The following is a 13,606-nucleotide window of genomic DNA, read 5'->3' as shown; positions in this document are numbered from 1 at the left end:
CGATCCCTAGAAAGGAGGCTCGTCCGAGTAGCCGCCGCCGGAGCCTCCGCCCCAGCCGCCACCGCCGCCCTGCTGCTGCTGACCGCCGGCCGGCGCGCTGCTGACCCAGGGGTCGTCGGCGGGAGTACCGCCGCCGCCCTGCTGCTGGCCACCGCCGGGGCCGCCGCCCCAGCCGCCGCCCTGCTGCTGGCCACCGCCGTAGCCGCCCTGGCCACCGCGGCCGGTGGTCTTGGTGACCTTGGCCGTGGCGTTCTTGAGACTGGGGCCGACTTCCTCGACATCCAGCTCGAAGACCGTGCGCTTGACTCCCTCACGGTCCTCGTAGGACCGCTGCTTCAGCCGGCCCTGCACGACCACGCGCATGCCTCGCTGGAGCGACTCGGCGACGTTCTCCGCCGCCTGACGCCAGACCGAGCAAGTGAGGAAGAGGCTCTCGCCGTCCTTCCACTCGTTGGTCTGGCGGTCGAAGGTGCGGGGGGTGGACGCGACACGGAACTTCGCGACCGCCGCACCGGACGGGGTGAAGCGCAGCTCGGGGTCGTCGACGAGATTGCCGACGACCGTGATGACGGTCTCGCCTGCCATGGGTGAACCTCTCGGCGGGATTGCTTCTGGCTGCTTGCTGCTACTCGAACCCGATGACCTCTGAGCTAGGTGCTCAGTGGGTCTCGGGACGGAGGACCTTGGTCCGGAGGACCGACTCGTTCAGGTTCATCTGGCGGTCGAGCTCCTTGACGACCGCAGGCTCGGCCTGCAGGTCGATGACCGAGTAGATGCCCTCGGGCTTCTTCTTGATCTCGTAAGCGAGACGACGACGGCCCCAGGTGTCGACCTTCTCGACCTTTCCGTTGCCCTCACGGACGACGGAGAGGAAGTTCTCGATCAGCGGGGAGACAGCGCGCTCCTCGAGATCGGGGTCGAGGATGACCATCACCTCGTAGTGACGCATGTGGAACCCACCTCCTTTGGACTCAGCGGCCACGGTCGTTCCGTGGCAGGAGGGTCGTGATGCGTTGAGCATCGATGCCTACGCAGTAAATCAGGCGGCTCTGACAATGGCCCTCGCCTTCGGTACGGGAGGGCGAGGTATCGAGTGCCGACCTGGGCAGACACCGGTGCGGACGCTACACAGTACCCGCACACCCGCTTCCGGTTGAAATCCGGCGTCCACCCACCGCACCCTGTACGCATCGGGTGTGGGCGGCGTCACAGTACGCCGCCCTCCGGGAATGCCAGGAGGTGCTTCATGGCGCAGTCGCAACCAAATCCGACCGGCTCTCTCCTCGCCACGGACGGAAAGCCCCACCCACTCCAGGACGCCCTGATGGTCGTGACCCTGGTCCTGGGCGTGGTGGCCTTCGTGACGGCACAGTTCCACAACCTCCACCTGCTCAGTTCCTGGTCCGGACTCATCGGGATCCTCGCGGGCGCGTACGGCCAGTTCATCTCGGCCACCACCCGGGAACGCTTCCTTCTGGTCATCGGGCTGGGGGCCTCGGCCGTCGGCTTCTTCCTCGGAATGGCGCAGGGCGGGCTCTTCGGCGGCCTGATCGGCTACTAGCCCTCGCCCCCGCGCCCACGCGGGGCGCTTCCCGGGCCCAGTAGGCTTCGGCGCGAGAGCCGGAGCCCCTGACCCATGGGGACACACCAGCCGAGGAGCGCCCCGCATGAGCCTGACCTTGAGGACCATCAGCCGAGAGCAGCACCTGGCGTACGTCCAGAGCCTGCCTTCGGCGAGTCACTGCCAGGTCCCGGCATGGGCGGACGTCAAGACCGAGTGGCGCTCCGAGAACCTCGGATGGTTCGACAAGAACGGACAGCTCGTCGGCGCCGGCCTCGTGCTGTACCGCCAGCTTCCCAAGATCAAGCGCTACCTGGCCTATCTGCCCGAGGGTCCGGTGATCAACTGGTACGCGCCCAATCTGGACGACTGGCTGCAGCCGATGCTGGCGCACCTCAAGGACCAGGGCGCCTTCTCGGTGAAAATGGGTCCGCCGGTCGTGATCCGCCGCTGGGAGGCCCCGGCGATCAAGGCGGGTATCCAGGACCCGGACGTGAAGCGCCTGCGCGACGTGGAGGCGACGCACATCGAGCCCCGGGCCTTCGAGGTCGCGGACCGGCTCCGCAAGATGGGCTGGCAGCAGGGCGAGGACGGCGGCGCGGGCTTCGGCGACGTGCAGCCGCGGTACGTCTACCAGGTCCCGCTGGCCAACCGTTCCCTCGACGACGTGCTCAAGGGCTTCAACCAGCTGTGGCGCCGGAACATCAAGAAGGCCGAGAAGGCCGGCGTCGAGGTCGTCCAGGGCGGCTACGAGGACCTGGCGGAATGGCAGCGGCTCTACGAGATCACGGCCGAGCGCGACCGATTCCGCCCCCGCCCGCTCTCGTACTTCCAGCGCATGTGGACGGTCCTGAACTCCGAGGACCCCAATCGCATGCGGCTGTACTTCGCACGGCACAACGGGGTGAATCTGTCGGCGGCGACGATGCTCGTCGTCGGCGGCCACGTCTGGTACTCGTACGGCGCCTCCGACAACATCGGCCGCGAGGTCCGGCCGTCGAACGCGATGCAGTGGCGGATGCTGCGGGACGCCTACGCCATGGGCGCCACCGTCTACGACCTGCGCGGCATCAGCGACTCGCTCGACGAGTCGGACCACCTCTTCGGGCTGATCCAGTTCAAGGTCGGCACCGGCGGCGAGGCCGTCGAGTACATCGGCGAGTGGGACTTCCCGCTCAACAAGCTCCTGCACAAGGCTCTCGACATCTACATGTCGCGCCGCTGATCGTTCCGTAACCTCGCTCACACCTCTCCCACACCGCTGCACCAGAAAGGCTTCGGACCCGGCCATGGCGCTCTCCCTCTACGTCGACACCGCGCGCTGGCGGGCGCACCAGAAGTCCGTGATCGACCAGTTCCCGGGACTCGTCCCGGTCTGCAAGGGCAACGGGTACGGGTTCGGTCACGAGCGCCTCGCCGAGGAAGTGACCCGCTTCGGGGCCGACATGCTCGCCGTGGGCACCACCTACGAGGCGGCGCGGATCAAGGACTGGTTCGGCGGCGACCTCCTCGTGCTCACGCCCTTCCGCCGCGGTGAGGAACCCGTGCCGCTGCCCGACCGGGTCATCCGCTCTGTCTCGTCCGTCGACGGGGTGCACGCCTTGGTCGGCGCGCGGGTCGTCATCGAGTGCATGAGCTCGATGAAGCGGCACGGCGTCTCCGAGAACGACCTGCACCAGCTGCACGCGGCGATCGAGGACGTGCGGCTGGAGGGCTTCGCCCTCCATCTGCCCCTGGACCGCACGGACGGCTCCGACGCGGTGGAGGAAGTCATCGCCTGGATGGACCGGCTGCGGAGCGCGCGGCTGCCGTTGCACACCATGTTCGTGAGCCACCTGCGGGCCGACGAACTCGCCCGGCTTCAGCAGCAGTTCCCGCAGACCCGATTCCGTGCGCGGATCGGCACACGACTGTGGCTCGGCGACCACGAGGCCACCGAGTACCGGGGGGCCGTCCTCGACGTGACCCGCGTCGCCAGGGGCGACCGCTTCGGGTACCGCCAGCAGAAGGCCGCCTCGGACGGCTGGCTGGTGGTCGTCGCCGGCGGCACGTCACACGGAGTGGGTCTGGAAGCTCCCAAGGCCCTCCACGGCGTCATGCCGCGCGCCAAGGGCGTCGCACGGGCCGGTCTGGCCACCGTCAACCGCAATCTGTCGCCGTTCGTCTGGGCGGGCAAGCAGCGGTGGTTCGCGGAACCGCCGCACATGCAGGTCTCGATCCTCTTCGTCCCGGCCGACTCGACGGAGCCGAAGGTCGGGGACGAGCTGGTCGCACACTTGCGCCATACGACCACCCAGTTCGACCGTCTGGTCGACCGCTAGAGCGTGTTGCGGCCCCGGCAAGGCATCGGGGACCGGAAGGGACCCGCGAGCGGGCGCCTGGCCCCTCAGCGGGCCGCCGGGCCGGTCCTGCCCCATTCCACCCGCGGGCCCTCCACCGCGTGTGCCGCATGCCGCGGCGGATGGGCTGCCTGGCCGAGCACGAAGACGTCCGTCGCCCTGTCCAGGACACCACCGGACGGATCGTCCGAACCGTCCTGCCGCACCACGTCACGCTCGGGCATGAGGACGTCCCGCACGACCACGGCGCACAGGTAGAGCGTTCCCAGCAGGTGCAGGGCGATCGCCAGCTGGTAGCCCTCCGGTGGCAGACCCTGGTGCTTGTCCCCGCTCGTCGTGTACGCGAGGTACATCCAGATGCCCAGGAAGTACATGACCTCGCAGGCCTGCCAGATCAGGAAGTCCCGCCAGCGCGGCCTGGCCAGCGCGGCGAGGGGGATCAGCCAGAGCACGTACTGCGGTGAGTAGACCTTGTTGGTCAGGACGAAAGCCGCCACGACCAGGAAGGCGAGCTGCGCGAACCGGGGTCTGCGCGGAGCCGTGAGGGCCAGCCCGGCGATCCCGGCGCACGCCAGCAGCATGAGCGCCGTGGCATAGGTGTTGACCGTGTCGACCTCGATCGACTCGCCCGTGCGCTGCGTGATGATCAGCCAGAAGGACCCGAAGTCGACCTGCCGCTCCTGACTGAACGTGTAGAACTTCTTCCACCCCTCGGGCGCCGCCAGCATCACCGGCAGATTCACCACCAGCCAGGCCCCCGCAGCGCCGAGGAGCGCCGTCCCGTACTCCCGGTACCTGCCGGCCCGCCAGCACAGGACCAGCAGGGGGCCCAGGAGGAGCACCGGGTACAGCTTGGCGGCCGTGGCGAGCCCGATGAGGATGCCGAAGGCCAGAGCCCGCCCGCGCGACCACATGAGCATCGCCGCCGCGGTGAGGGCGACCGCCAGCAGGTCCCAGTTGATGGTGGCGGTCAGGGCGAACGCGGGTGCCAGGGCCACCAGCAGTCCGTCCCACGGCCTGCGGCGATGGGTCCGCGCGACGCACACGGCGATGATCGCGGCGCAGATCATCAGCATGCCCGCGTTGACCATCCAGTAGATCTGCTCGCGGTGCTGGATGGAGCCGCCGGACGGGGTGAGCCAGGCGGCGACCTGCATGAACAAGCCGGTCAGCACGGGGTACTCGAGGTACTCCATGTCGCCGTCCAGCCGGTCGAAGTACGGCACCAGGCCCTCGGAGAAGCCTCGTCCGAGGAACAGATGCGGGATGTCGGAGTAACAGGCGTGCGTGTACTGCGAGCTGGTGCCCCGGAACCACGCCCAGTCGTAGCAGGGGATCTTCTGCACCATGCCGAGCGCGAACATCCCGATCGCGACCAGGGCGACGACCTTCACTGGTGTCAGCCGACTGCCGCCGACCCGCGCCCAGCGGCCGAGAGGGCCCCCGATCAGCTCACTGCCGGCGGCCGCGATCTCGTCCCTCCGCGTGGGACTGACCCGCGCCTCGTCGTGCTGCGGCATCGTCTTCTCCGGGCTCGCCATGGAGCACATCCTGCCGTACGAGGCCGCCAGCGCGTACGCCTGTGGACAACGGTCTGTGGACAACGGCGAGGGCCGTGGCACCGGAAGTCGTCCTCCGGGTGCCACGGCCCTCTCGGCGTGTTCACCAGCGCGTCGTCAGCCCTCCGGCCCTCCCAGCCAGCCGCCGTCGCTCCCGTTGCCTTGCGTGCCGTTGCCGTTGCCGCCGTCCGACGGTGACGGGCTGGTGGTCACACCACCGTCCGTCACGCCGCCGTCCGTGGTGCCCGTGTCGGTCCCGCCGTTGCTCGGATCACCGTCCTGCCCGGCGGTCGGGTCACAGGTCCAGTCGAACCGGTCGCAGGACTTCGAGGGCTTCGGGGACTTGGACGGGGTCTCGGAGGGCGTCTCCGACGGCGTCTCGGAGGGCGTCTGGGACGGGGTCTCGGACGGGGTCGGCTCGGGGCTGGTGAGCCCGCCGCCGTAGACGGCGTCGGCGTCGAGGGGCTCGGGCTCGGAGAACCGCTCGACCTCGGTGCCCTTGAGCGCGTCCTCCATGTAGTCGTGCCAGATCTCGGACGGGAACGACGAACCGTGGATCTTCTGCTGACCGCCCGTTCCGAACATCTCCAGGAACTTGCGGTTCTTGTTCTCCGCGTTGTCGTCCATCCGGTACATGTCGATGGCGGTCGCCAGCTGCGGCGTGTAGCCGACGAACCACGCCGACTTGTTGCCGTCGGTGGTACCGGTCTTGCCGGCGACGTCACGACCCGGGAGACGGGCGTTGCGGCCCGTGCCGTCGGGGTCCTCTACGACGTCCCGCAGCACGTCGGTGACGTTGCTGGCGACGGCCGAGGAGAACTTCCGCTCCGACTTGTCCTCGTGCTTGAAGATCACCTTGCCGCGGTGCTCCACCTCCTTCACCGAGTACGGCTCGCGCTGCTCGCCGTCGGCGGCGAAGGTGGCGTACGCGCCGGCCATGCGGATCGCGCTGGGGTCGGAGATGCCGATCGAGAAGGAGGGGACGTCGGACTCGACCAGCGAGTCCTCGCGCAGCCCGGCGTCCATCGCCGCCTCGCGCACCTTGTCGATGCCCACGTCCATGCCCAGCTGGACGAAGGGCGAGTTGGCGGAGTGGATCATCGCTTCGCGGAGGCTGATGTCCTTGTAGGACTCGTCACCGTCGTTGCGCTGCAGCCACTCCTCGCCGTTCTCGTTCCGCCACACGCTGCCGTTGTACTGCTTGATCTTGAGCTTGTTGACGCCGTTGTACCGGCTCTTGTCCGGGTCGACGATCGTGCGCTCCTCCGGGCCCTGGACGGGTCCGGAGTTGGGGTCGCGCACACCGTCCCGCATGGCCGCGGCGAGCACGAAGGGCTTGAAGGTCGAGCCGACCTGGGCCCCGGTCTTGTCCGCGTTGTTGGTGAAGTGCTTGGTCGCGTCCTCACCGCCGTAGATGGCGACGATCGCGCCGGTCTTCGGGTTCACGGAGGCGCCGCCGAACTGGACGTGGGTGTCCGTCTCCGGGCGCTTCTTCGCGTCGATGTTCTTCTTGCGGACGGCCTCGACGGCCTTGGTCAGCTTGTCGACCTTCTTCTTGTCGAAGGTCGTGTGGATCTCGTAGCCGCCCTTGGCGAGTTCTTCGGCGGTGATGTCCTGGTCGTTGTTGTTGATGAAGTAGGCCTTGGCGAGGTCGACCAGGTAACCGGTCTGACCGCCGAGCTGCGCGTCCTTCTTCGGCTTCTGGGGCTTCGGGAAGACCTTGACGGCTTCCGTGTACTCCGCGTCCGTCAGACGCTTGTCCTTGCGCATCTCGCCGAGGATCCACATCCAGCGCTTGGTGGCGCGCTCGGTGTTGGCCTTCGGCGTGGCCTTGGGGTCGATCTCCGTCGCGCCGGCGGGATCGTAGTACGTCGCGCCCTTGAGGAGCGAGGCGAGGAAGGCGCACTGGCTCGCGGTGAGGTCCTTCGCGTTCTTGCCGTAGTAGGTGCGGGCGGCGGCCTGGATCCCGTAGGCGCCCCTGCCGTAGTACGACGTGTTGAGGTACCCCTCCATGATCTTGGGCTTGTCGACCTCGGTCCCGACCTTCATGGAGATGAAGAGCTCCTTGACCTTGCGGCTCAAGGTCTGGGACTGGTCGCCGAGCATGGCGTTCTTCACGAACTGCTGGGTGATGGTCGAGCCACCCTGGGTCTGGCCGCCCTTCGCCATGTTGACCACGGCACGGCCGATACCCATCGGGTCGATGCCCTTGTCGGTCTCGAAGGTCTTGTTCTCGGCCGAGATCACCGCGTTCTGCATGTGGGTGGGGATGTTGTCGATCGAGATGATCTGACGGTTGACCTCACCGCCCGTCGCGGCCATCTGCGACCCGTCGGCCCAGTAGTAGACGTTGTTCTGCGCCTTGGCGGCCTTGTCCTGCTCGGGAATGCCCACCACCGCGTACGCGATGGTGCCGGCGGTCATCAGGCTGCCGAGGAAAGCGAGGCAGAGGCCGGCCACGAGCTTCCACGACGGCACCCAGCGGCGCCAGCCGTACTTGTCGCGGCGCGGGTAGTCGATCAGCCGCTTCTTCCCGGGGTCGCCGCCCCGGCCGCGCCCCGGTCCTCCCGGACCGCCGCCACCGCGGCGGCCACCACCGTGTCCGCCGATCCCGGCGCCGCCGGCCTCCGAGGCCCTTCTGCGGCCGCCCCCACCACGCTGGGCGGCGCGACGGGCGGCAGCGCGGCCCTCGTACGGTTGTTCTTCTCCGTGCGGCGCGGAGGGGGAGCTGGTGCTTGCGCCCCGGGCCGCGCGGCGGCCGGTCGGAGACTGCTGGGCGGCGCGTCGGGCCGCGGCACGTCCGCCGCCCTCGGGCTGCGGCGGTTTGCGACGGTGCTCGCTCATCGAACGACTACTCCTCGAGCAGGCGCGAACGCCTGGAAGCGGCAGTTGAGATCCGGTCCCCCCGACATCAATACGGACCAGCCCGGCGGAGGGCTCATCCGCAATGCATCCAGGACGAGGACGCCTCCTGGTGTCACACGGTTCCCGGTGGTCTGCATGGCGCACAGACTACGCACGAACAAAAACCTCTCGGGGTGGTAATTCACCCCAAATCAGGCAACTCACTTGCCGCAAATCGGCGATGTGATGCCGGTCACAAGGGCCCCTCTTGTCGCAACAGAAGCGTCCCTCTATCGTCTGGATGTATCGATTCGATACATCAGCACGGCATAACCATCCGGGAAGGCAGAGGAGGCGATCGATGAGCCGACGTTCCGGCATCCTCGAGTTCGCCGTTCTCGGCCTGCTCCGTGAGGCCCCCATGCACGGGTACGAGCTGCGCAAGCGGCTCAACACCTCGCTGGGGATCTTCCGGGCCTTCAGTTACGGGACCCTCTACCCCTGCCTCAAGACGCTGGTCGCCAACGGCTGGTTGATCGAGGAGCCGGGCAGCGCTCCCGAGGACGCCCTCGCCGCCTCGCTCGCGGGGCGCCGGGCCAAGATCGTCTACAGGCTGACGGCCGAAGGCAAGGAGCATTTCGAAGAGCTCCTGTCCCACACCGGCCCCGACACCTGGGAGGACGAGCACTTCGCGGCACGCTTCGCGTTCTTCGGCCAGACGGAGCGCGAGGTGCGGATGCGGGTGCTGGAAGGCCGGCGCAGTCGGCTGGAGGAGCGTCTGGAGAAGATGCGCGCCTCCCTCGCCCGCACACGAGAGCGCCTGGACGACTACACGCTGGAGCTTCAACGGCACGGCATGGAGTCCGTCGAGCGCGAGGTGCGCTGGCTGAACGAACTCATCGAGAGCGAGCGGGCGGGGCGGGACCAGCGACGGTCCACGGCCACCGGGGAAGCCGCTCGGCAGGACAACACATCTGGAGAGTCGGGCGGCCTGCCCCGGCACGGGGACGAAGCGTCCCCCGAGGGTGCCGCGCCGCGGCACCCCACCCCGCCGGATCCGTCCGAAGACACCACCAACTGAGACCCCGCGCCTGAGCAGGGTCTCGCACGAGAACACACAGGGAGCAGCCGGAATGGGTTCGGTTCGCGTAGCCATCGTCGGCGTGGGCAACTGCGCCGCCTCGCTGGTGCAGGGCGTCGAGTACTACAAGGACGCCGACCCGGGCAGCAAGGTGCCGGGTCTGATGCACGTCCAGTTCGGCGACTACCACGTTCGTGACGTCGAGTTCGTCGCCGCCTTCGACGTCGACGCGAAGAAGGTCGGTCTCGACCTCGCGGACGCCATCGGTGCCAGCGAGAACAACACCATCAAGATCTGCGACGTGCCGTCCACCGGCGTGACCGTCCAGCGCGGTCACACCCTCGACGGTCTCGGCAAGTACTACCGCGAGACCATCGAGGAGTCCGCCGAGGCTCCGGTCGACGTCGTCCAGGTCCTCAAGGACAAGCAGGTCGACGTTCTCGTCTGCTACCTGCCGGTGGGCTCCGAGGACGCCGCCAAGTTCTACGCCCAGTGCGCCATCGATGCCAAGGTCGCCTTCGTCAACGCCCTCCCGGTGTTCATCGCGGGCACCAAGGAGTGGGCGGACAAGTTCACCGCCGCCGGTGTGCCGATCGTCGGTGACGACATCAAGTCGCAGGTCGGCGCCACGATCACGCACCGTGTGATGGCGAAGCTCTTCGAGGACCGGGGCGTCGTCCTGGACCGCACGATGCAGCTGAACGTCGGCGGAAACATGGACTTCAAGAACATGCTCGAGCGCGAGCGGCTGGAGTCCAAGAAGATCTCCAAGACCCAGGCCGTCACCTCGCAGATCCCCGACCGGGAGCTCGGCGAGAAGAACGTCCACATCGGCCCGTCCGACTACGTCGCATGGCTGGACGACCGCAAGTGGGCCTACGTCCGCCTGGAGGGCCGCGCCTTCGGTGACGTCCCGCTGAACCTGGAGTACAAGCTCGAGGTCTGGGACTCCCCGAACTCCGCCGGCGTCATCATCGACGCGCTGCGCGCCGCGAAGATCGCCAAGGACCGCGGCATCGGCGGCCCGATCCTCTCCGCGTCCTCGTACTTCATGAAGTCCCCTCCGGTCCAGTACTTCGACGACGTGGCCCGCGAGAACGTCGAGAAGTTCATCAAGGGCGAGGTCGAGCGCTAGTTCGGCACCGGACCGCGTACTCGCCGTCCTCCCGCCCTGTCGAGAGTCCCCGTGGCATCTGCCCGGGGGCTCTCTTCGTGTGTGACGCTTGCCCACATGCCTGTCGTACGTGATCTGCGCGTACTCCTGCGCCTGACGAACTTCCGCCGTCTGCTCGCCGTACGGCTGCTGTCGCAGTCGGCCGACGGCGTGTACCAGGTCGCGCTCGCCACGTACGTGGTCTTCTCGCCGGAGAAGGAGGCCTCCCCCGGAGCGATCGCCGCAGCCATGGCGGTGCTGCTCCTGCCCTACTCCCTCATCGGTCCGTTCGCAGGCGTCCTACTGGACCGATGGCCGCGCCGGCAGGTCTTCCTCCACGGGAATCTCCTGCGAGCGATCCTCGCCTGTTGCACGGCCATGCTGATGCTCACACCCGTCCCGGATTGGCTCTTCTACGCCTCAGCGCTCTGCGTCACGGCAGTCAACCGCTTCGTCCTGGCGGGACTCTCGGCGGCACTTCCTCGGGTAGTGGACGAGGAACGGCTCGTCATGGCCAACTCACTCTCACCGACAGCCGGCACGCTCGCAGCCACGGCCGGCGGCGGCCTCGCGTTCGCCGTACGCATCGCCGGCTCCGACTCGGATGCGATCGTCGTACTCCTCGGCGCGACGCTCTATCTCTGCGCGGCTCTCGCTTCCCTTCGCATGGGACGCGAACTCCTCGGCCCCGATCCGCGGTTGCTGCAGCCCCGACTCAGCGCTGCTCTGGCTTCGACCGCCCGCGGCCTCGTCAGCGGACTACGCCATCTGGCCGAGCGGCGCACCGCCGCCCAGGCGCTTGCCGCGATGACCATGCTGCGGTTCTGCTACGGAGGCCTGACCGTGATGGTCCTCATGCTCTGCCGGTACACCTGGTCCTCGACGGAGTCGCAGGGCCTGAAGCTCCTCGGGGTGGCCGTGGCACTCTCCGGCGCCGGATTCTTCGCCGCCGCCGTCGTCACCCCCTGGGGGGTCGACCGGCTCGGCCACTACGGATGGATGGCGACCCTCGCGGGCACGGCGGCCGTTCTGGAACCGGCCCTGGGACTGACCTTCGCACCCGCGCCGATCCTCATCGCCGCATTCGTTCTGGGACTGGTCACCCAAGGCTCCAAGATCACGACGGATACGGTCGTGCAGACCTCCGTCGACGATGAGTACCGGGGCCGGGTCTTCTCGCTGTACGACATGCTCTTCAACGTCGCCTTCGTCGGCGCCGCCGGAATGACTGCGCTGATGCTGCCGCCGGACGGGCGATCCGTAGCGCTGGTCGTCCTGCTCGCAGCGCTCTACGGCCTGAGTGCGGCGACCCTTCTGCGTTGGCGCCGAACCGGAGCGAGCCGTTGACGCCCTTGATCCCTTGAAAGAGGACGGGCGATGTTTCACGTGAAACATCGCCCGTTGATCCTCGACGCAGGGCATGTTTCACGTGAAACACACCCTCGCTCACGGTCAGCCCTGGGTCGCCCACCACTCCTTGAGCGCCGCCACTGCGTCGTCGTGCCCCATCGGCCCGTTCTCGAGCCGCAGCTCGAGCAGGAACGCGTAGGCCTTCCCGACGACGGGTCCGGGGCCGACCCCCAGGATCTCCATGATCTGGTTGCCGTCCAGGTCCGGCCGGATCGCGTCCAGCTCCTCCTGCTCCTGGAGCTCGGCAATCCGCTCCTCCAGTCCGTCGTAAGTGCGCGAAAGGGCACTCGCCTTCCTCTTGTTGCGCGTGGTGCAGTCGGAGCGAGTCAGCTTGTGCAGGCGCTCGAGCAGCGGACCGGCGTCGCGCACATAACGTCGCACGGCCGAGTCGGTCCACTCGCCGGTGCCATACCCGTGGAAGCGCAGATGCAGCTCCACGAGGCGGGCGATGTCCTTGACCATGTCGTTGGAGTACTTCAGCGCCGTGAGTCTCTTCTTCGTCATCTTGGCACCCACCACCTCGTGGTGGTGAAAGGAGACGCGCCCGTCCGGCTCGAAGCGCCGGGTCCTCGGCTTGCCGATGTCATGGAGGAGGGCGGCGAGACGCAGGACGAGGTCCGGCCCGTTCCCCTCCAGGGCGATGGCTTGTTCCAGCACGATCAGTGAGTGCTCGTACACGTCCTTGTGCCGATGGTGCTCATCACTCTCCAGCCGCAGCGCCGGCAGTTCCGGCATGAAGCGTTCGGTGAGCCCCGTCTCCACGAGCAGCGCGAGACCCTTGCGGGGGTTGGGAGCGAGGATCAGCTTGTTGAACTCATCACGGACCCGCTCGGCCGAAACGATGTCGATACGGTCGGACATCTCCTGCATCGCGGCGATGACCTCAGGCGCAACCTCGAAGTCGAGCTGAGCGGCGAACCGTGCCGCACGCAGCATGCGCAGCGGATCGTCGGAGAACGAGTCCTCCGGCGTCCCCGGGGTACGCAGCACCTGCGAGGCAAGGTCCTGCAACCCTCCGTGAGGGTCGATGAACTCCTTCTCCGGAAGGGCGACGGCCATGGCGTTCACGGTGAAGTCCCGACGGACCAGGTCTTCCTCGATGGAGTCGCCGTAGGAGACCTCCGGTTTGCGTGAGGTCCGGTCGTAGGCCTCGGAACGGTAGGTCGTGATCTCGATCTGAAAGCGCTGAAGACCGTCACCGACATGCCCGTCCTTCTGGCAGCCGACCGTACCGAAGGCGATGCCCACTTCCCACACGGAGTCCGCCCAGGGACGGACGATCTTCAGAACGTCGTCAGGACGGGCATCCGTGGTGAAGTCGAGATCATTGCCGAGCCGGCCGAGCAAGGCGTCCCGTACGGAGCCACCGACCAGTGCCAGACGGAATCCGGCATCCTGGAATCGACGGGCGAGGTCATCGGCGACCGGGGACACGCGCAGCAGCTGGCTCACGGCGCGGCGCTGCACCTGGCTCAGTTCGGTGAGGTTGTCTTCGTTGGCGTTCGGCACAACAGAAAAGGGTACGTGCACCCACCGCCCTGCGGCGTCCCTGTTTCCCGCCCGCCGGCACCGCCCTTCCGATCATGTGGAGCAGTCCCGAGCACTTCGTCACAGCGCACCTCGTTACCATGCGGGGACGCACCTAGTGACACCCACCAA

At 67.8% G+C, this 13,606-nt stretch carries 11 protein-coding genes; 6 read left to right on the top strand and 5 right to left on the bottom strand.

What is annotated here, in order from left to right; all coding sequences use genetic code 11:
• Positions 1 to 6: 6 nt before the first annotated feature.
• The gene (locus O7595_RS16735; RefSeq protein ID WP_269729477.1) at positions 7 to 585 is read right to left on the bottom strand and encodes a single-stranded DNA-binding protein; all 579 of its coding nucleotides are present in this window, start codon (positions 583 to 585) and stop codon (positions 7 to 9) included.
• A gap of 73 nt (positions 586 to 658) precedes the next feature.
• Entirely contained in the window at positions 659 to 949 is a 291-nt protein-coding gene (rpsF, locus tag O7595_RS16730; RefSeq protein WP_004950685.1) for a 30S ribosomal protein S6, read from the bottom strand.
• Positions 950 to 1,246: 297 nt separating this feature from the next.
• Between rpsF and O7595_RS16725 the strand changes: the two genes are divergently transcribed.
• From O7595_RS16725 to O7595_RS16715, 3 genes are all read left to right on the top strand, one after another.
• Positions 1,247 to 1,561 carry a hypothetical protein gene (locus tag O7595_RS16725; RefSeq protein ID WP_269729476.1) on the top strand — a complete coding sequence of 105 codons (315 nt, stop codon included), beginning with the start codon at positions 1,247 to 1,249 and terminating at the stop codon, positions 1,559 to 1,561.
• Between the two features lie 106 nt (positions 1,562 to 1,667).
• Positions 1,668 to 2,786, top strand: a complete 1,119-nt coding sequence (locus O7595_RS16720) for a lipid II:glycine glycyltransferase FemX (protein WP_269729475.1) — start codon at positions 1,668 to 1,670, stop codon at positions 2,784 to 2,786.
• A 64-nt stretch (positions 2,787 to 2,850) separates the two neighbouring features.
• Entirely contained in the window at positions 2,851 to 3,882 is a 1,032-nt protein-coding gene (locus O7595_RS16715; protein ID WP_269729474.1) for an alanine racemase, read from the top strand.
• 65 nt (positions 3,883 to 3,947) lie between these two features.
• On the opposite strand, the gene O7595_RS16710 is transcribed toward O7595_RS16715, so the two are convergent.
• On the bottom strand, positions 3,948 to 5,441 hold the full coding sequence (locus O7595_RS16710) for a glycosyltransferase family 87 protein (protein WP_269729473.1): 1,494 nt from the start codon (positions 5,439 to 5,441) through the stop codon (positions 3,948 to 3,950).
• A 135-nt stretch (positions 5,442 to 5,576) separates the two neighbouring features.
• Positions 5,577 to 8,303: a transglycosylase domain-containing protein gene (locus O7595_RS16705; RefSeq protein ID WP_269729472.1), complete on the bottom strand. Its 2,727-nt coding sequence runs from the start codon at positions 8,301 to 8,303 to the stop codon at positions 5,577 to 5,579.
• A gap of 361 nt (positions 8,304 to 8,664) precedes the next feature.
• Here O7595_RS16705 and O7595_RS16700 point away from each other — a divergent pair, with 361 nt between their 5' ends.
• The 3 genes from O7595_RS16700 to O7595_RS16690 all read left to right on the top strand — a co-directional run bounded on the left by O7595_RS16700 (position 8,665) and on the right by O7595_RS16690 (position 11,884).
• Positions 8,665 to 9,384, top strand: a complete 720-nt coding sequence (locus tag O7595_RS16700) for a PadR family transcriptional regulator (protein WP_269729471.1) — start codon at positions 8,665 to 8,667, stop codon at positions 9,382 to 9,384.
• Positions 9,385 to 9,436: 52 nt separating this feature from the next.
• On the top strand, positions 9,437 to 10,519 hold the full coding sequence (locus O7595_RS16695; RefSeq protein WP_269729470.1) for an inositol-3-phosphate synthase: 1,083 nt from the start codon (positions 9,437 to 9,439) through the stop codon (positions 10,517 to 10,519).
• 96 nt (positions 10,520 to 10,615) lie between these two features.
• Positions 10,616 to 11,884, top strand: coding sequence for an MFS transporter (locus tag O7595_RS16690; RefSeq protein ID WP_269729469.1), 1,269 nt, complete (start codon positions 10,616 to 10,618; stop codon positions 11,882 to 11,884).
• Between the two features lie 105 nt (positions 11,885 to 11,989).
• Here the strand turns inward: O7595_RS16690 and O7595_RS16685 are convergent, their stop codons facing one another.
• Positions 11,990 to 13,456 (bottom strand): CCA tRNA nucleotidyltransferase, encoded by a 1,467-nt coding sequence (locus O7595_RS16685; RefSeq protein WP_269729468.1) that lies wholly within the window; start codon positions 13,454 to 13,456, stop codon positions 11,990 to 11,992.
• Positions 13,457 to 13,606 lie beyond the last annotated feature (150 nt).

The organism is Streptomyces sp. WMMC940 (assembly GCF_027460265.1).
GTDB lineage: Bacteria > Actinomycetota > Actinomycetes > Streptomycetales > Streptomycetaceae > Streptomyces.
The sequence above is the reverse complement of the archived record's forward strand: the minus strand, read 5'-3'. Positions and strand labels throughout refer to the sequence as shown.